Source organism: Streptomyces sp. NPDC048825, assembly GCF_043198355.1.
GTDB classification, from domain to species: domain Bacteria; phylum Actinomycetota; class Actinomycetes; order Streptomycetales; family Streptomycetaceae; genus Streptomyces; species Streptomyces xiangluensis.
The window spans coordinates 209,471-227,776 of the sequence record NZ_JBICUR010000009.1 but is presented as its reverse complement, the minus strand read 5'-3'; the positions used below and the strand labels follow the sequence as shown (position 1 = coordinate 227,776).

Here is an 18,306-nt window from a genome sequence, read left to right as displayed (position 1 = left end):
CTGCCGGCCCTCAGCCCCGCCCCGTCACCTCTGCCGAGTCGGCCTCGGTGCCGTCGACGGCCCGCCCCGCCTCCACCGCCAAGGAGGTGCCGATGCCGACCTGCACGTCAACCACCGGGCCGGTGCCGATGCCGTCGACGGCCCGCTCCGCCTCCACCACCAAGGAGGTGCCGATGCCGACCTGCACGTCAACTACCAGGCCGGCGCCGATGCCGTACCGCCCCTCAACTCCCGAGACGGTCCCGATGCCGACGCGAACCTCAACCACCAGGTAGCGCCTTGGCCTGGTTCAAGCGGGCCTGATGGGCCAGGGCTGCCTGAGCCGACGTGACCACCACCGACCGCCGGGCAGCTGATCCCCCGCTTGTCCCGCTCTCCACGAGTTGAAAGCTCACCACGTGATCCGTGAGAACGCGCCCGCGTCCGTCGACGTGCCGCAGAAGGCGGCGACTCGCCGGCCGACCTCCTGGGAGCGGCGGTTGCGCCACTTCGGGTACGCAGAGCGGCCGCGTGCGTCCGTGCGCGACCGCCTGGTGGTGCCGTTTCCCGAACCCGGGTCACGGCTGTGGCGCACGCTCGGGCTGTCCCCGGTAGCGGCGGGCCGACTGGCGCGCTGGTCGGGGTGGGGCGGGCCGCTCCTGGTGGCACTCCTTGCCGGACTGCCGCGCTTTTGGCGTCTGGGCAGCCCGCTGGACATCGTCTTCGACGAGACCTACTACGCCAAGGACGCCTGGGCCCTGCTGCGGCTCGGTTACGAAGGCAGCTGGCCGGACCGCAAGATCGCCGACCCGCAGATCCTGGCCGACCCCCAGGTGATTCCGCTCTCCGACACCGGGTCCTTCGTCGTGCACCCGCCGACGGGCAAGTGGGTGATCGCCCTCGGCGAGTGGATGTTCGGCCTCAACCCGTTCGGCTGGCGCTTCATGACGGCGGTCCTGGGCACGCTGTCGGTGCTGATGGTGTGCCGAATAGGCCGCCGCCTGTTCCGCTCGACGGTACTGGGCTGCCTGGCCGGCGCGCTCTTGGCGGTGGACGGCCTGCACTATGTGATGAGCCGTACCGCGCTGCTCGACCTCGTCGTCATGTTCTTCGTCCTGGCCGCGTTCGGCTGCCTGCTCCTCGACCGGGACCGGGCGCGGGCACGGCTCGCGGCAGCCCTGCCGGCGGGCGAGGACGGTCACGTACGCCCCGACGAGGACACCGGCGACCGCGCCGCGACGGGAGTGCGTCCATGGCGGCTCGCGGCCGGCTTCTTCCTGGGACTGGCGATCTCGGTCAAATGGAGCGGCCTGTACTTCCTGGCCTCCTTCCTCATCCTGACCCTGCTGTGGGACGTCGGTGCCCGCCGTGTCGCGGGGGCACGGCACCCGTACCGTGCGGTGCTGCGCAAGGACCTCGGCTGGTCGGTGGTGTCCGTCGTGCCGGCTGCCGTGGTGACGTATCTGGCGACGTGGACCGGCTGGTTCCTGTCCGACAACGGCTATGGGAGGCACTGGGCGGACGGCCGCGGCGGCACCTGGTCGTGGATTCCGGCACCACTCCGCAGCCTGTGGCACTACGAGTACGGGGTCTACCAGTTCCATGTGGGACTGCACACTCCGCACAAGTACGAGTCAAATCCCTGGAGTTGGCTGGTCCTCGGCCGTCCCGTGCTGTTCCACTCACAGTCACCGGAGCCCGGCAAGGCAGGCTGCCGGGCGACGGCCGACTGTTCGCAGACGATCCTGGCACTGGGCACACCGTTGCTGTGGTGGTTGGCATGCTGCGCCCTCGTGTATCTGCTCTTCCGGTGGGCGCTGCGCCGCGACTGGCGCGCCGGTGCCGTTCTGTGTGCCGTGGGCGCGGGTTATCTTCCCTGGTTCCTGTACCAGGACCGAACGATCTTCTCCTTCTACGCCGTTGTCTTCGTGCCGTACCTGTGCCTGGCCGTGGCGATGATGCTGGGCGCGCTGCTGGGTCCGCCGGGGACGAGCGAAACACGCCGCAAAAGCGGTGCGGTGGCTGCGGGCGCGCTGGTGCTGCTCATCACCTGGAACTTCATCTACTTCTTCCCGATCTACACGGGCCTGACGATTCCGTATCCCGGCTGGCACACCCGCATGTGGCTCGACACCTGGATCTGAGCTCCGTCCTCACAGTCTCCGACGTGACGTCGCACCGTGGCTCACCCGGACGGGCCGCCGGGCACTCTCCGTCGTCACGCTGACCGCGCCGGCGGTCGCTCCCCTGGGTGCGGGACGGGCGCCGTCTCCGTCCCACTTCGGAGCCGGCCCCTGCGGATTCCTTGAATAGCAGCGGTTATGTGGTCCGGATGTCGTCCACCCTCTCGCCCTCCGCCTGGGATGGCTCGGTTCTGGGGACGTCCGGGTGCTGCTCCATGGCCGCACGCTCGGCAGGTTCGTCGCGCTCGCCCTCGGCCTGGGATGGCGTGTGCGAGTACAGCCAGCGGTCGTAGTCCGAGGCCCCGGTCTTCATGACGGTCCTCCTTGGTCGCTCATCTCCCATACTCCTCCCGGGACCGCAACGGGGCCAGAGCAGCCCTAGGTGTTCAGAGGCCGACGTCGACGGCGGCCTCTGGTGTGGCCGGCGATGATCTCGAACGCTTCGTTGATCGCCGCTCGGACCTGGTCCAGCCGCGGGCCTTTGATTTTCAGGGGCGCGGGGCTGTGACATATGCGGATCCGCCGCAGGGCGCGACAAGCCACCACGGACCCGCAGCCGAGACGAGACACGACCGTCACCCCCATCCCCGTCGTGGGGGCCTGGGGGCGAAGCCCCCGGTTTCGGGAAGGGGCGGGATTGGGGAAAGGAGCCTTTCGTGCAGGCGGAGGCGCGGGGGCTGGTGGTGAAAAATTGAAAATGTCAGGGTTGGAGCATGCCAACTGCCTTTCTGGGTGCGACCCCGTACTGCTACGCGAACTCACTCGCCATGGTCCTGGACCCGGACGCGCCGCCGCCCTCGGCGATCGAGGTTCTGACCGGGTCGCCCTTCGGTGCGCAGATCGAGGGCGGGCTGCCGTACTTCGATCCGCTCGGCTGGAATCCCGATCTCGGCCTCGACCAGGCCGTCGGGCTGCTCGGCTGGACCTGCCGCCGCACCACGGGCGGTACAGCGGACGAGGCCGTCGGCCGCCTGAAGGAGGCCACCGGGCGAGGGCCGGTGCTGGTCGGCCCCGTGGACATCGGGCTGCTCCTGCACCAGCCCTGGTCGACCGGCACCGCCAACGGTGGCGACCACTGGGTGGCGGTGCTCGGGGTCGACGACCGTACGGTGCTCTTCCACGACCCCGGCGGCTTCCCCTTCGCCACGTTGCCCATCGATGCCTTCGTGGCGGCCTGGCGGGAGCAACTGCCCTACTGCGCGGGTCCGTTCACCATGCGCAGCGACTTCCGGCGTACCGAACAGGTCGACGTATCGACGGCTCTGCGTCGGTCCCTGCCCGCCGCGTTGGGGTGGCTCACAGGTCAACACAGCGGGCCCGGCAGGCCCTTGAAAGATGGCGGTGCTGCCGCGGTGGAGCGGCTCGCGGACGACGTACAGGCCGGGTTGGACGACCGTACCCTCAGCCACCTCGCCGAATTCGCCATCCGGGTCGGCACCCGCCGTCTCGCCGACGCCTCGCTCTGGCTGGCCGAGATCGACGAGATGCGCGCCTCCGGAATCGCGGAGCGTCAAGCGCGGCTGCTCGGCAGCGTGCAGTACGGCCTCGTCGTGGGCGACACGCGGTCGGCCGCCGGTGCGCTGCGTCAACTGGCGGCCGGGTACGACGAGTTGGGGGCTGCGCTGATGTGATCACCCCTTGGCGCGGCTCCACCAGGAAGAGCAGTTGGACGGCGGCGAGGACGTCCATGACACCGGGACCTCCTCAGAAGCGCCCTGTCCGCCCTGCTCCCGCCAGAGGACGACCTCACCGTGGTCGCCGAGGCGGCCACGTCCACCGACGCGGTACGGCTGACGCGCGAGCACCGCCCCGACATCGCCGTACTCGACCTGGATATACCGCCCACCGACGGGCTGCGCGCCGCCGAGGAGATCCGGGCCGCCGGCCTGCCCGCCCAGATCGTCCTGGTCACCCGGCAAGCCCGGCCCGCGGTGCTGCGCCGGGCCCTGGCCGCCGGCGTACGCGGCTTCGTCCCAAGACGACGCCGGCGGCCCGGCTGGCGGAGATCATCCGCGACATCGCCGCCGGCCGTTGCTATGTCGACCCCCACATCGCCGCCTCCGCGCTGACCGAGGACGGCTGCCCGCTCACGGACCGCGAACTGGTGGTCCTGCGCGCCGCCGGTACCGGCGCCTCGGTCGTCGAGATCGCCGCCGAGGTCCATCCGGCCCCGGGCACGGTCCGCAACTACCTCTCCGCCGCCATGTCCAAGCTGGGAGCCCCCGCCCTCCCCCAGGCTCGGCTTCGCTCGCGCGGGGGGACCCCCATCGCCGCCGCCCACCACGCCTGGCAGCAGGGCTGGATCTGACTCCCCCTCCCCCTGCCCCGCCCCATGCCGATTTGGGCCTGACGGCGGCTCACTTGGCCAAATCCCGTATGGTGCGGCCGTGTTCACCTGCCAGGACGTGGGCGGGAAGCCGGACCGTTCGACTAGATTGATGTCCGGTTACCGAACACCGATGCGCAGGAGGCACTTTCGTGTCCGATCAAGACCCCCAGCTCGCCGCCGCTGCCGAGATACGTGCCCGGATCGACACGACCAAGCCGCACTCCGCGCGTTTCTGGAACTACTTCGTGGGCGGCAAGGACAACTACGAGGTGGACCGCGAGATCGGCGACCAGATCAAGGAGATCTTCCCCGGCCTCGTCGACGTGGCGCGCACGAGCCGCCAGTTCCTCGGGCGCGCCGTCCGGCACCTGGCCGGCGAACAGGGCGTCCGGCAGTTCCTCGACATCGGCACCGGCCTGCCGACCGCCGACAACACCCACGAGGTGGCCCAGCGCGTGGCCCCCGACTCCCGGATCGTGTACGTCGACAACGACCCCATGGTCCTCGCCCACGCCCGCGCGCTGCTCACCAGCACACCCGAGGGCGAGACGGCGTACATCGACGCCGACTTCTACGAGCCCGAGGAGATCCTCAAGACGGCGGCGAGCACGCTGGACCTCTCGCAGCCCGTCGCCCTGATGATCCTCAACACGCTGGGCCATGTGGCCGATTACGAGCAGGCCCGCTCGCTGGTCTCACGTCTCATGGCCGGTCTGCCGTCCGGCAGTTACCTGGTCATCAGCGACAGCACCGCCACCAGCGAGGGCATGATCGCCGCGTCGAACGCGTACAACGAGAGCGGGGCCGTTCCGTACTACGTACGCAGCGTCGAGGAGGTCGCCGGATTCTTCGACGGGCTGGAACTGGCCGAGCCCGGCGTCGTCCAGGTCACCGAGTGGCGCCCGGAGTCCGACGTGTCGGTGGTCGACGCCTACGGCGGAGTGGGCCGCAAGCCGTAGCGGTACGGCTGCGGGGCGGTCAGGTGGCGAGGAGGGACCTACGCCTGCTGACCGCCCCCCTGCTACCAGCGGTGGTGGACCTGCGCCCGGATGCTGCGGTCGTACAGCTCCCGTACGGCGTCGAGCGTCGCGTCCGGCAGTGGCGCCAGCGCGGCGGCCTCCGCGTTCGCCCGCGCCTGCTCGGGAGAGCGGGCGCCGGGGATGACCGAGGTCACGCCCGGCTGCTGGATGATCCAGCGCAGTGCGGTCTGCGCGGGCGTCGCCCCCTTGGGCACGAGTGCAGAGAACTCCGCGGCCGCTTCGAGGCCCGACTCGTAGTCGACACCGGAGAACGTCTCGCCCTGGTCGAAGGACTCGCCGTGCCGGTTGAACGTCCGGTGGTCGTCGGGCGGGAAGACGGTGTCCTTGGTGTACTTGCCGGACAGCAGCCCGGAGGCCAGCGGCACCCGAGCGATGATGCCCACACCCGCCTCGGCGGCGGCCGGGAGCACCGCCTCCAGCGGCTTGAGCCGGAAGGCGTTGAAGATGATCTGGACGCTGGCCGTGCCGGGCCTGGCGATCGCGGTCAGCGCCTCCTCACAGGTCTCCACGCTCACGCCGTACGCGGCGATGCGCTGCTCCTCGACGAGGGTGTCCAGGGCGTCGAAGACCGCGTCGGAGGAGTAGACGGGTGTGGGCGGGCAGTGCAGCTGTACGAGATCGAGGGTGTCCACGCCCAGGTTCGTACGCGAACGGTCCGTCCAGGCACGGAAGTTGTCGAGGGTGTAGTGCGCCGGCTCCTGCGCCACGCGACGGCCCATCTTCGTCGCGACGAGGAGATCCGCGTCCGGGCGTTCACGCCGATAGCGGCCGATGAGCTGCTCGCTGCGCCCGTCGCCGTACACATCGGCGGTGTCGAAGAAGGTCACGCCGCTCTCGACCGCGGCGTCCAGCACGGCGAGCGCGTCCTCCTCCTTGACGTCGCCCCAGTCGGCGCCCAGCTGCCAGGTGCCGAGGCCGACGACGGAGACCTGCTGGTTGATCCTGCCGATTACCCGCTGTTCCATGTGTGATCTCTTTCAGTGGTGCCCGTGGGGCGCAGTGCGGTGCCGAGCCTCCAGCATCGGCCCTGGGAAGATCGCCCGTCCAACAGAAGAACTCGCACGCATTCATGAGCCGGCCTTCTCAATGAGCCCCGTACCCGTACCCGTGCCCGCGTCCCGCGGCTGAGGGCCGACCGCGGGACCGGCCGTGCGGTAGGCGTGCGGCGCGACGCCGGTCACCCTGCGGAACACCCGGCTGAAGTACGCCCGGTCGGTGAAGCCCACCGCCCGGGCCACGCTCTGGATGCTGTCCTCGCTGCCGCGCAACTGCTCGCAAGCCCGCTGGATCCGAAGGCGCGTCAGGTACTCCCACACCGTGAGGCCGTACTGCTGGTGGAAGAGCCGGCCCAGGTGATCGGCGCTGACGCCGACGGCCTGGGCGATCTGCCAGCGGGAGATCCGCCGGCGGTAGTGCGTCTGGAGGCAGACCAGGGCCTGGTGGACCAGAGCCCGGTTCCGTCCGGCGGCCTGCGCCCCGTCGCCCGTCATCGCGACGACCAGCCGGGCGGTCTCGTCCTCGGTGAGGATGTCGCGGTCGAGGAGGACGAGACCGGGATGGGACTTGGCGCGGTGGGCGTCGGCGTGGGTGAACCCTTCGGCGCTGAGCAGCAGTACGGGGCACGGCGGACGCCCTCCGGTCAGATGTCCGCCGGCGAGGACTCCCCCGGCCACCCCGCCTCCCGGGAGGCTGCCTCCTGCCACGCCTGTTTCGCCGGGCCCTCCTTCCCAGAGACGTCGTTCCAGCACCCGTATGCGGTCGACGAAGTCGAAGCCGTCCATGTCCGCGAGCGTCCGCTGCGCGATCACCAGGTGCGGTTCCTCCTCGGCGATCAGGGTGAGCGCCGTGGTGCCGTCGGCGGCCGTACGGACCGGGTGCCCGCGTAACGCGGTGGCCACCGATCGTCTGAGACGTTCCCGCGACGGTGTCACTCCGTCGGCCACGATCACCGGCCGCGGACTCTTGCTCGGCCGCTGGCCCCGAAGCGCCTGCGCGAGGTCCTCGCCCGTCACCCCGAACAGCACGAACGGAGTGCCGCTCAGGGCCGGTTCGTCGTACAGGCGCTGCGCCACCCGCCACTCCTCGGGCCCGGCGGCCTCGACGTCCCATACCACTGCGGCCACCGTGCGCTCGCCGGTGGGCGGGGCGGCGTCCGCGTCGGAGTCGAGGTCGGGGTCGGGGTCGACCGGGCGGAGCCGGAGCCGGTGCTGCCTGGCGAGGGCGGTGACATCCCCGGCGGAAGGCCGGCCCGTACCGACGGCCAGCAGGGTGCGCCCGGCTCCGGCCGATGGCGCCCGTGGCCCCGGCGCGGCGGGCAGCGGCAGTTCCACGGTCAGCCGGATGTGCGGCGGGCTGTCGCCGACCGCGTACGAACCGCCGTGCAGCATCACCAGACGACGCGCCGTGGCCGAACCGAGGCCCGCCCCTTCGGCCTCCCCAGACCGCGGGTCCGCGGACGGATCGGCCACCGCCGTGACGGTGATCCTGACGGACGTCGGCGCGGTGCGCGCCGTCAGCACGACGCCTCCCTGCGTGTCGGATCGCGCCGCGGCGTCCAGTACATGACAGACAGCTTTGGTCAGCTGTTCCCGGTCGGCGAGCACGGCCGGCAGCCGACGGGGCAGTACGAGTGACCAGTCGGCCCCGCCCGGTGCCGTGGCGGCGACGGCACGGAACGCCTTCACCAGTACGGGACGCGGGTCGATCAGCCGCGGGGACGGGCCGAGTTCGTCCGTCCCGGTGCGGGACCACTCCAGCAGATCGTCGACCAGCCGCAGCAGCCGGTCGGCATCGCGACGCACCAGCTGGAGCGCCTCGCCCCCGCCCGCTTCGCCCCCGCCCGCTTCGTCCCCGCCCGCTTCGGTGCCCGCATGCCGCCGGATCTCCTCCAGTGGTCCGCGCAGCTCCTGGGTGACCTGGGCCAGCAGCCGTGTCTTGAACGTGCTGGCCCGTTCCGCGGCGTCACGGGCGCGGCGCACCTCCGCGAACAGCCTGATCCCCTTCAGCGCCGCGCTGATCTGGTCACCCAGCGCCCGGTACAGGCTTCCTCGCCGGTCCGCCTCGTGCCCCGTACCGGATTCGAAGACGGCGAAGCCCAGTTGCTCGTCACCGACGTGGAGGGGTTCGAGCACGAAGGTGAACCGATCGGCCTCGGGCAGCAGTTCGTCGGGAAGCAGCAGGTGCGCGGGGTACGGATCCGGATCGGGGCGCGCCCCGCCATGGTCGCCCGATGCGGACGGGACCGGCAGGACCCGCGCCAGTCCGCGGCCGGGGCCGGAGAGCCGGTTCCAGGCACCCTCGTAGAGCACCACCCGGCACCCCGGCAGCCCGCCCGCCACCGCGTGCCGCTCCAGTACCTCGCCGAGCCCGTCGAGATCGACCACCGTGGTCAGCGCCGTACCGAACTCCCGCAGCCGGCCCGCCTCCTGGGCATCAAGCCACCGCTCGTACTCCAGCAGTCGCCGGGACGCATCGGCCGCCAGCAGCCGTGCCTGTGCGAGAAGCCGCTCCCCCCGGACCCGCGCGGCTTCCGGCAGACACCTGACCGCGTCGTCACGTATCTCCAGCAAGGCCCGCTCCCAGGCCGCCACCGTCTCGGGCCTGCGCACCTGCCGGCCCAGCAGGCGCTCCAGCATGGGCAGAAAGCCGTGGGGGCCGGAGCCAGGGCCATGGACGTCGGCGCCCCGGAGGCCGGCGCCCTGGACGCCAGGGCCCCGGGCACCGGCGCGATCGACGTCCGCCACGCGACCGGCATCCGCCCACGCGGGATCCGCATCCGCACGGAACGCCGCCGCCAACTCCCGCCCGGCGCAAGGAAGCGCCGCGAAGACCTCGTCGTACAGGAGCGAACCACCCGAGCGCGACCCGCTCGAGCGCGGCCTCTCCGAGCGCGATCCGCCCGGTTGCGGCCCGTCGGTGAGCGACCCGCCTGAGCCCGACCCCTCGGTGAGTGACCCTCCCGAGCCCAACCCATCCGAGGCCGACCTGCCCGAGCGCAGCCCCTCCGACCGCGACCCGCTCGGCTGCGGCCCGTCGGCGAGCGACCCGCCCGAGCCCGGCCCATCACCGAGCGACCCACCAGAAAGCGACCCCCCGCTCACCAATCCCTCCGCCACCAACGGCGAAGGACACCCGCAAGACCGGCGGACGACCACAGCCCCCGCAACCGCCCTGCGGTCCGGCGCACGCCCACCCCGCAGGCGGGCGACGAGGGTGTCCACGGCCAGCCCGCCCAGCTCCGCGAAGGGCAGCGAGACCGAGGTCAACGGCGGCTCGGAGAGACGGGCTTCGGGGGAATCGTTGAAGCCGACCACGGCGACGTCCTCGGGTACCCGGATGCCCCGCTCGGCGAGCAGCCGCAGCGCGTCCGCCGCCAGTACGTCGCTGCAGGCGACCACCGCGTCGAAGTCGACGCCGGGCCGCAGCCCGCGCGCGTCCAGCAGCACCCGCATCGCCGAGGCGCCGGCGCCCGCCGCGAAGTCGCCCGCGGCGCAGACGAGTTGACGTTCGGCGGGCAGGCGGTACTGGGCCAGTGCCTGGGTGTAGGCCCGGTACCGCCCGAAGGAGACGGGGTTGGTGAGCGGCCCGCGGATGCACGCGGGTCGCCGGACGCCGTGCCGTGCGACCAAGTGGCCGACGAGCTCCCGCATACCCGCGTACGAGTCGAGCGTGAGGGTTTCGTGGTCGTCGACGCCCTCCAGGGCGTGGTTGAGGCTGACGACCGGCAACCGTCTCAGCGAGCGCAGCAGCCGCTCGGCGTGGTCGCCCGATGCCGGCAGGCCAAGCGTGGAGCTCCAGCAGACGACGCCGTCGAGCCGGGCCCGGTCCACCAGTTCGTACAGTGCGCTCCGCGATGCGTCGCCGCCCGGGCGCAGCGAGCCTCCCGGGAAGCACACGAGGTTCACATCGTCGCGCTCCGCGGCCCTCACCGCCCCGGACCACAGGGTGGCGCCGACTCCGAGATGGATGTTCGCCGTGACCAGCCCGATCGTGAGCCGCTCCGGTACCTCCCGCCGTCCCGCGGCTCCGGCGGGCCCTTGTTCCGCCATGTGTGCCTCACTCGTCAGGGGTGCTCCCGGATGCCGGCCCGGGGATGTCCCGTCGGGTGGAGGAACGTAGGGGAAAGCGCTTACCGGGGCAAGACCTGCGACACGGCTCGTCCGCGGGTCCTGCCCCGGTGTCCGTGCGGCCATCAGGTGCCGCACGGTGGGAATCCGGTGTGTACCGGATCGAATGGTGCGTCAGATCTTGCCCACTCCGGCGCCCGCCATCACCGCGGCCTTCACGCCGGAGGCGGCGTCGGCGGTGTAGTCGTACGGGATGCTCGCCACGCTGCCGCCGGTCTGGCCCTCGCCGGAGCCCTCGAAGTGGTTGTCCTTGGCGGCCAGCGTGCCGGGTCCTGAGTCGCCCTCGCCGAGGTGGAAGGGGTCCTCGGTGTTCTCGAAGTAGTTCCCCTCGACGAGCACGCCCGCACCCTCGGTGGACGCCACGCCGTAGGACCCGATGTCGCTGAAGTAGTTGTTCAGCACATGGACCGGGTTGCCGAAGCGGACGCGCGGGTTGCGCTGGCCGGTGCCGTCGAACCAGTTGTGGTCGTACGTCACCTTCAGCTTGCCGCTGTCCTCACTGCCGTTGTCGTCGGAGTGGCCCAGCAGCATGTTCTTGTCCTGGTCGTGACTGCGGTTCCACGAAACGGTGATGTTGTTCGAGGCCCGCTTGATGTCGACTCCGCCGTCGCTGGCGCCGGAGATGTCGTTGTGGTCGATCCAGACCTTCTCGGCGTACTCGACGTTGATCGCGTCGTCGTTGGAACCCGAGAAGGCCAGGTTCTGGATGATCACGTTGTTGACCTTGCTGACGTTCAGCCCGCCACCGGTGATCTTGCCGTTGGTGCCGACGCCGACGACGGTCTTGTTGCCGGCGACCTTCGTCATGCCGCTGAGCGAGATGGTGCCGTCGACCTTCACGATCGCGGCGCCGCTGCTCTGAACGGCCTCGGTGAAGGCGGAGGCGTTGGACACGGTGACCGTGCTGCCGCCCGCGCCTCCCGTCGTACCGGCACCGAAGCCGATGGGGCCCGCTGCCGCTACCGCTTTGTCGCTTTCCGACTCGGTCGGGGCTCCGTTCGCGGTGGTCGCCGCGGTCACGGCCAGCACAACGGCCGTACCGGCGGCGACGCTCATCAAAGTGATCCTTGCGCTCGTCCTGCGCATGGGATTCTCCATCCGTGGGGGTTTGGAGAGCTGATGTACGCGTACGTGTTGACTGAGCCGCGCGACTGGCTTTGCACGATGCTAGAGCGACCGTTGTGGACGATGACGGCGGCTGTGTGGACTATTGCGCGCAGCGGACGAAGTAACGTGTGCGGCGGGATCTTGACGAGCCTTTGACGAGCGCTTGACGCCGGCGATACGCAGCGACGGCTCTCGTCATACGGGGAAGGAAGGGGCGGTGGCGGGACTGCTGACGCGGCTGCGGTCGTGGTCGTCGCTGCTTGCGGCGCATCCCGCGCGTGCGGTCGTGGTGGCGTTCGCCGTCGTGGTGCTGGGCGGTGCGGTGCTGCTGACGCTGCCGGTCGCCGCCGAGGACGGCTCCGCGACGGGCTTCGTGACGGCGTTGTTCACGTCCACCTCCGCGGTCTGCGTCACCGGTCTGGCGGTGGTCGACACGGGAACGTACTGGAGCGGCTTCGGCGAGGGCGTGATCCTCGCGCTGATCCAGGTCGGCGGCTTCGGGATCATGACGATGGCCTCGCTGCTGGCGCTGCTGGTCTCGGGCCGGCTGCGGCTGCGGCTGCAACTGACGGCGCAGGCCGAGACGAAGAGCCTCGGCATCGGGGACGTACGCCGGGTGCTGATCGGTGTCGCCGGTACGACCCTGATCGTCGAGCTCGCGGTGAGCGCCGTCCTCGCGCTGCGTTTCCGCTACGGGTACGGCAACGGCTTCGGCGAGGCGGCGTACCTGGGCTATTTCCATGCCGTGTCGGCGTTCAACAACGCCGGGTTCGGGCTGCACGCCGACAGCCTCACCCGCTATGCGCAGGACGCCTGGGTCACGCTGCCGATCGCCGCCGCCGTGATCCTGGGCGGCATCGGCTTCCCCGTCATGCTGGAGCTGCTGCGCCATCGCAACCGGCGCCGGACGACCGGGCGCCGCAACTGGACGCTGCACACCAGGCTGACGCTGATCATGACCGCTGTCCTGCTGGTCGCGGGGACCGTACTGACGTGCCTGCTGGAGTGGACCAACGCCGCGACGCTGGGCCCACAGGGCGTGGCGCACAAAATCCTCAGCGGCTTCTTCCACTCTGCCATGTCGCGCACCGCCGGGTTCAACTCCCTCGACATCGGCGCCCTGCACGCCTCGACGCTGCTGATGACCTGTGTACTGATGTTCATCGGCGGCGGCAGTGCCGGAACCGCGGGCGGCATCAAGGTCACGACCTTCGCCGTCCTGTTCGCCGCGATCACCGCCGAGGTCCGCGGCGAGAGTCACTCCGTGGTGCTGGGCCGCCGGCTGGCCCCGCAGGTACTGCGGCAGGCGCTGACCGTGGCGCTGCTGGGCATCGGCCTGGTCATCGCCTCCACGCTCGCCCTGCTCGCGCTCACCGAGGAACGTCTGGAGGCGGTGCTGTTCGAAGTCGTCTCCGCCTTCGCCACGGTGGGCCTGTCCACCGGCATCACCGCCGACCTGCCGGCGACCGGTCAACTGCTGCTGATCGGCCTGATGTTCGTCGGCCGCCTCGGCCCCATCACCCTCGTCTCGGCCCTCGCCCTGCGCGAGCGCACCCGCCGCTACGAACTGCCCGAGGAGCGACCCGTCATTGGTTGAGCACCTGCCCTCCCTGCGTCATTGGCGCCGCAAGCGCCGCGCCGAGACCCCCGCCCGCGGCGGCGCCGACCAGCGCGTCGCCGTGATCGGCCTGGGGCGCTTCGGCTCCTCACTGGCCGGCGAGCTGATGCGGCGCGGCTGGGACGTCCTCGGGATCGACACCGACGCCCGGCTGGTGCAGAAGTACAGCGACAGCCTCACCCACGCCGCCGTCGCCGACTGCACCGACGCCCAAGCGCTGCACCAGCTCGGTGTCCACGAGTTCACCAGCGCCGTCGTCGCCATCGGCAACGACGTCGAGGCGAGCATCCTGGTCAGCTCGAATCTGCTGGAGGCCGAGGTGCCCAACCTGTGGGCCAAGGCCGTCAGCCGCCAGCACGGCCAGATCCTCGAACGCCTCGGTGTGCACCATGTCGTGCTGCCGGAGCACGACATGGGCGAACGCGTCGCCCACCTGGTCACCGGCCGGATGCTGGACTTCATCGAGTTCGACGACGACTACGCCCTGGTGAAGACGGTCGCCCCTCAGGTCGTCACCGGCATGCCGCTCGGCGAGAGCCAGGTCCGCCGCAGGTACGGCGTCACGGTCGTCGGCATCAAGCGGCCCGGCGAGGGCTTCACGTACGCGACCGCCGACACCGTCGTCCAGAAGGGCGACGTCCTCGTCGTCACCGGCAAGACCCACGCGGTGGAGTCCTTCGCCGAGCTGAGTTGAGGCTCAGCTCCGTGGTGTACGTATTTCGTCAACGAGCCATACAGAATCCATCAGGCCGGCCCGAGACGGTCGACGAACGCGGCTCGCCGTGCGTTGCTATGAGAGAGCGGCAACCGCGTACGCACAGGGACGGGGGAGAGGAGCAGTCATGGTGGAGTGGCACCCGCTGCGGACTCCCACCGTCAGGCCCGTGCCCGAGCCGGTGGCGACCGGCTTCGTGTGGATGGCGGCCTTCGCGGGATCCTGCCTCCTGGTGGCCGTGCTCGGTGCGGTAGGCGGACTGTCCAGCCCGTCCTTGGCGCTGGGAGCGTTGTGCGGGCTCGCGGTGCTGCTCGGGCTGCCCGCCCGCTTCCGCGCGGCGCCCGGTATCGCCCTCGTGTGCTGGCTGTTCCTCAACAACTTCGCCATCGCGCCCCGCGGTGAACTCAGCTGGGACGGGCTCGACGCCGCGCGGCTCGTCCTGCTCCTGGCCGCCGCGTTCCTCGGCACGGTCCTCGCGCGGATCATGCACGCCCGCGGCGCCCACCACCGCGTCACACCGAGGCGGGAGTGACAATGAGCAGTGCGGCGACCGAGCGGGAGACAGGAGCCGATCGTGCGGGCACGTGATCTGGCAGTGGAGTACGAGACGGTCGGTCTCGACACCGACGCCCTGGAGGCGGCACGCCTGATGGCCCGGCACCGGCTGCCCGCGCTCCTGGTGGTCGACGAGTGGGGTGCGCCGAAGGCGATCCTGCCGGCCTCCCAGATGATCAAGATCCTGGTACCGGAGTACGTCATCGAGGACCCGACGCTGGCCGCCGTGGTCGACGAGCGCCACGCCGACCGGCTGTGCCAGTCGCTCAAGGGCCGGACCGTACGGGACTGTCTGTCGAAGTCCGTGCCCGCGCCGCCGGTCGCCGCGCCGGACGACACCGCCCTCGAGGTCGCGGCGCTGATGGCGCAGGTGCGCAGCCCGCTTGTGGCGGTGGTGGAAAAGGACAAGGCCGGTCTGCATCTGCTCGGCGTGATCACCGCCTCGCATCTGCTGGACCGGCTGCTCGGCGCCGTGTCGTAAGGGCGGCATCCCCCTCCGTGCTTCCGGAACCCGGCAGGATTCCGGCTACTCCCCTGCGCAGAGGCCATCTGCCAAAGACGCGTGAAGAACGGGTAAGGTTCCCTCCGGTGTGCCGGGAAGCCTGGTCGGCGAGCAGAGGATCACTCTCTCTTCCGATCGGTGTGAATCATGAACGACTGGCACAGCTGGGCCGCGATCGTCGTGTTCGTCGGCGCGTACGCGCTGATCATCAGCGAGAAGATCCATCGCGTCGCCGTGGCTCTCGGCGGTGCCGGCCTGATGCTCGCGATCGGGGCGACCGACGACGTCTCGGCGTTCTACTCCGAGCACTCCGGAATCGACTGGAACGTCATCTTCCTGCTCATGGGCATGATGATGATCGTCGGCGTGCTGAAGAAGACCGGCATGTTCGAGTACCTGGCGATCTGGTCCGTGAAGAAGGCACGCGCCAAGCCGTTCCGGGTGATGGCGATGCTCGTCGTCATCACGGCGGTCGCCTCGGCACTCCTCGACAATGTCACCACGGTTCTGCTGATCGCCCCCGTCACCCTGCTGGTCTGCGAGCGGCTCGGCCTTCCCGCCGCACCGTTCCTGATCGCCGAGGTGCTGGCCTCCAACATCGGCGGCACGGCCACCCTCGTCGGCGATCCCCCGAACATCATCATCGCCAGCCGCGCCGGTCTGACCTTCAACGACTTCCTGATCCACCTCGCCCCGCTGTCCGCGTTCCTCGTGGTCGTCCTCGTCGTGCTGTGCCGGGTGATGTTCCGCAAGACCTTCGTGTACGACGAGGACCGGGCCGCCGAGATCATGGCGCTGGAGGAGCGGGAGGCCATCCGCCATCCGCGGCTGCTGATCCAGGGGCTGATCGTGCTCGCCCTGGTCGTCGCCGGGTTCGTTCTCCACCCGGTGCTGCACTACGAGCCCAGCATCGTGGCGCTGCTCGGCGCCGGGCTCCTCATCGCCATCTCCTCGGTGGAGACCGGTGAAGTCCTGGCCGAGGTCGAATGGCCCACGCTCGCCTTCTTCGCCGGCCTCTTCATCATGATCGGCGGACTGATCGACACCGGTGTCATCGGCGAGGTCTCCAAGACCCTGGCCGACGCGATCGGTGACAACGAACTGGGCGGATCCCTGACGATGCTGGGCGCCTCCGCGGTCCTGTCGGGCATCGTCGACAACATTCCGTACGTCGCCACGATGGCGCCCATCACCGGTGACCTGGTCGAGAACATGGGTGGCGGCAGCGATCACGTCATGTGGTGGTCCCTCGCTCTGGGGGCCGACCTCGGCGGCAACGCCACCGCGATCGGCGCCTCCGCCAACGTCGTCGTCCTGGGCATCGCGGAACGCAATCGCCAGCCCATCTCCTTCTGGCAGTTCACGAAGTACGGCCTGATCGTCACCGCGGTCACGGTGGCCTTCGCCCTCGTCTATGTGTGGCTGCGGTACTTCGCCCTCGCATGACGTACGCCGATGCCGGCAGGCCCCGACGCATACGGCCCCGGGATCCGGGCACTCGTCGCCACTGCACGGAACTCCGGCGGGCGCGAACGGGTGAGCACCATGGCACACCTCAACTGGCATATCGACCTGAACATCGACCGGTCCGAGACCGAGAGCGAGGCGAGGGCGACCCTGCAGTTGCCCGACACCACGCGGCTGACGACCCACGGTCATGCGAAGCGCAATCCCAACGATCCGGAACAGGCCCAGGTCGGTGAGGAACTCGCCGCGGCCAGGGCGCTCAACGACCTGGCCCGGCGACTGCTGCGCAAGGCCGCCCACGAGATCGAGGAGGCCACGCACGCACCGGCCCACCCCCACCCGTGACGCGGGCTACTGACCCTGTCGGCCGCAGACCGCGCGGTCGATCAGGTCGATGGTGGCCTCGGCCTGCTGGATGAAGCGTTTCTCGTCGCCGAAGCGGGTGGTGAAGACGGCCGTTGCGGCCGAGACCCGGCCGTCCGGGGTGACGGCGGACTCGGAGACGGTGCCGAAGGAGGTGCCGCCGTGGTGCCAGACACCCTCGGGACAGCCCTTGACCGGGCGCCAGGCGATGCCGAGCCCGTAGCGCGTCCTGTCGCCGCCGACCTCGTCGGGCGCCGGGACAGTGGTGCGCATCTGCGCCAGTTGCTCCGCGGGCAGCAGCCGTCCGCTCATCAGGGCGCGCAGGAAGGTGTTCATGTCGTCGGTGGTGCTGATGATGGCACCGTCCGCGCCTCCCTCCAGGGCGAGCGTGGTGTCGGTGAGGTCCTCGCGGCCGGGGAACTGGAGGTACGCAGTGGCGGTGGGCCGGGGGACGTAGGGCGAGGTGCCGGGGGTGAGAGTGTGGCGCAGGTCCAGCGGCTCGATGACGCGCTCGTGGACTTCCTGCTCCCAGCGGTGACCGGTTGCCTTCTCGATGATCATGCCGGCCAGTACGTAGTTGGTGTTGGAGTACGCCCAGCGGGTCTCGGACCCCGGGTCGTCGGCGTCCGGCAGCCAGCCGGGCTTGCGCGTCATGGCCAGCGCGACCTGTTCCTCGGGGGTGCGTACCTTGAAGCGCTGCTCGCGATAGCGCTCGGGCGTCAGCTCGGCCGGGTCGTCGAAGAGGATGTCGGTGTAGTCGACGAGCCCGCTGGTGTGCTGGAGGAGGTTGCGGATGGTGATGCGGCTGCCGTCGTTGCCGTTGCCGGTGACCACTTTGGGCAGCCACTTGTCGACGGTGTCGTCCAGGCTCAGCTTGCCGTCGGCAACCAGTTGGAGGGCGACGACGGCCACGAAGGTCTTGGTGTCGCTGCCGATCCGGTAGTAGGCGTCGTACGGCACGGGCCCGCCCCGCTCCAGATCGGCGACACCGGACCTGACCGACATGTCCCGGCCGGCGGCATCCCGCGCCCTGGCCACCAGTCCGGTGGCGCCGGTGTCCCGGACCGCGTCCGCGTCCCGCTGGAACCGGCCGCGTGAGACCGCCTCGCTGTCGGCGCCCAGGGCTCCGGCGCCCGAGCCGAGCAGGGTGGTCGCCCCGATCGCCCCGACCCCGGCCACCGCCAGCGTCACCCTCACCCATGCCGACCGACTGAACCGCTCGCGTGTCTGCGTACCCATGCGTCAGACGTTACGGATCGTCAACTCCTCGGCCCATCCAGGCAACCCGAGCGTCTGAAGTAGGGCCAACCCCCGTTCCGGGG

Annotated in this window: 15 protein-coding genes and 1 pseudogene; 10 read left to right on the top strand and 6 right to left on the bottom strand. The window is 70.4% G+C overall.

Features of this window, described 5'->3' with window-relative positions; all coding sequences use genetic code 11:
• Positions 1-10: 10 nt before the first annotated feature.
• Positions 11-268, bottom strand: a complete 258-nt coding sequence (locus ACGFNK_RS22990; protein WP_393418604.1) for a hypothetical protein — start codon at positions 266-268, stop codon at positions 11-13.
• A 163-nt stretch (positions 269-431) separates the two neighbouring features.
• Here ACGFNK_RS22990 and ACGFNK_RS22985 point away from each other — a divergent pair, with 163 nt between their 5' ends.
• A complete protein-coding gene (locus tag ACGFNK_RS22985) occupies positions 432-2,123 on the top strand; it encodes a dolichyl-phosphate-mannose--protein mannosyltransferase (protein WP_393418862.1) in 1,692 nt (563 codons plus the stop codon).
• A 175-nt stretch (positions 2,124-2,298) separates the two neighbouring features.
• Here the strand turns inward: ACGFNK_RS22985 and ACGFNK_RS22980 are convergent, their stop codons facing one another.
• The gene (locus ACGFNK_RS22980; RefSeq protein ID WP_386342827.1) at positions 2,299-2,475 is read right to left on the bottom strand and encodes a hypothetical protein; all 177 of its coding nucleotides are present in this window, start codon (positions 2,473-2,475) and stop codon (positions 2,299-2,301) included.
• A gap of 400 nt (positions 2,476-2,875) precedes the next feature.
• On the opposite strand from ACGFNK_RS22980, the gene ACGFNK_RS22975 reads away from it, so the two are divergent.
• The 3 genes and pseudogenes from ACGFNK_RS22975 to ACGFNK_RS22965 all read left to right on the top strand — a co-directional run bounded on the left by ACGFNK_RS22975 (position 2,876) and on the right by ACGFNK_RS22965 (position 5,450).
• A complete protein-coding gene (locus tag ACGFNK_RS22975; RefSeq protein ID WP_393418602.1) occupies positions 2,876-3,793 on the top strand; it encodes a hypothetical protein in 918 nt (305 codons plus the stop codon).
• An 84-nt stretch (positions 3,794-3,877) separates the two neighbouring features.
• Positions 3,878-4,470: pseudogene (locus ACGFNK_RS22970) on the top strand (DNA-binding response regulator).
• Between the two features lie 170 nt (positions 4,471-4,640).
• Positions 4,641-5,450: an SAM-dependent methyltransferase gene (locus ACGFNK_RS22965; protein WP_393418600.1), complete on the top strand. Its 810-nt coding sequence runs from the start codon at positions 4,641-4,643 to the stop codon at positions 5,448-5,450.
• 62 nt (positions 5,451-5,512) lie between these two features.
• On the opposite strand, the gene ACGFNK_RS22960 is transcribed toward ACGFNK_RS22965, so the two are convergent.
• From ACGFNK_RS22960 to ACGFNK_RS22950, 3 genes are all read right to left on the bottom strand, one after another.
• Positions 5,513-6,496, bottom strand: coding sequence for an aldo/keto reductase (locus tag ACGFNK_RS22960; protein WP_393418598.1), 984 nt, complete (start codon positions 6,494-6,496; stop codon positions 5,513-5,515).
• A gap of 102 nt (positions 6,497-6,598) precedes the next feature.
• A complete protein-coding gene (locus tag ACGFNK_RS22955) occupies positions 6,599-10,579 on the bottom strand; it encodes a substrate-binding domain-containing protein (protein ID WP_393418596.1) in 3,981 nt (1,326 codons plus the stop codon).
• Positions 10,580-10,771: 192 nt separating this feature from the next.
• A complete protein-coding gene (locus ACGFNK_RS22950; RefSeq protein WP_393418594.1) occupies positions 10,772-11,713 on the bottom strand; it encodes a polysaccharide lyase family 1 protein in 942 nt (313 codons plus the stop codon).
• A gap of 268 nt (positions 11,714-11,981) precedes the next feature.
• Between ACGFNK_RS22950 and ACGFNK_RS22945 the strand changes: the two genes are divergently transcribed.
• From ACGFNK_RS22945 to ACGFNK_RS22920, 6 genes are all read left to right on the top strand, one after another.
• Positions 11,982-13,361 carry a TrkH family potassium uptake protein gene (locus tag ACGFNK_RS22945; RefSeq protein WP_393418592.1) on the top strand — a complete coding sequence of 460 codons (1,380 nt, stop codon included), beginning with the start codon at positions 11,982-11,984 and terminating at the stop codon, positions 13,359-13,361.
• Positions 13,354-14,076, top strand: coding sequence for a potassium channel family protein (locus ACGFNK_RS22940; protein ID WP_393418590.1), 723 nt, complete (start codon positions 13,354-13,356; stop codon positions 14,074-14,076). Before ACGFNK_RS22945 ends, ACGFNK_RS22940 begins: the two co-directional genes overlap by 8 nt.
• 148 nt (positions 14,077-14,224) lie before the next feature.
• Positions 14,225-14,629 carry a hypothetical protein gene (locus ACGFNK_RS22935; RefSeq protein ID WP_393418588.1) on the top strand — a complete coding sequence of 135 codons (405 nt, stop codon included), beginning with the start codon at positions 14,225-14,227 and terminating at the stop codon, positions 14,627-14,629.
• Between the two features lie 42 nt (positions 14,630-14,671).
• Positions 14,672-15,133 carry a CBS domain-containing protein gene (locus tag ACGFNK_RS22930; protein ID WP_393418586.1) on the top strand — a complete coding sequence of 154 codons (462 nt, stop codon included), beginning with the start codon at positions 14,672-14,674 and terminating at the stop codon, positions 15,131-15,133.
• Between the two features lie 168 nt (positions 15,134-15,301).
• Positions 15,302-16,600, top strand: a complete 1,299-nt coding sequence (locus ACGFNK_RS22925; RefSeq protein WP_393418584.1) for an SLC13 family permease — start codon at positions 15,302-15,304, stop codon at positions 16,598-16,600.
• Between the two features lie 9 nt (positions 16,601-16,609).
• On the top strand, positions 16,610-16,966 hold the full coding sequence (locus ACGFNK_RS22920) for a DUF1876 domain-containing protein (protein WP_393418582.1): 357 nt from the start codon (positions 16,610-16,612) through the stop codon (positions 16,964-16,966).
• 6 nt (positions 16,967-16,972) lie between these two features.
• Here the strand turns inward: ACGFNK_RS22920 and ACGFNK_RS22915 are convergent, their stop codons facing one another.
• Complete coding sequence (locus ACGFNK_RS22915) at positions 16,973-18,223, bottom strand: serine hydrolase domain-containing protein (RefSeq protein ID WP_393418580.1); 1,251 nt, start codon at positions 18,221-18,223, stop codon at positions 16,973-16,975.
• Positions 18,224-18,306 lie beyond the last annotated feature (83 nt).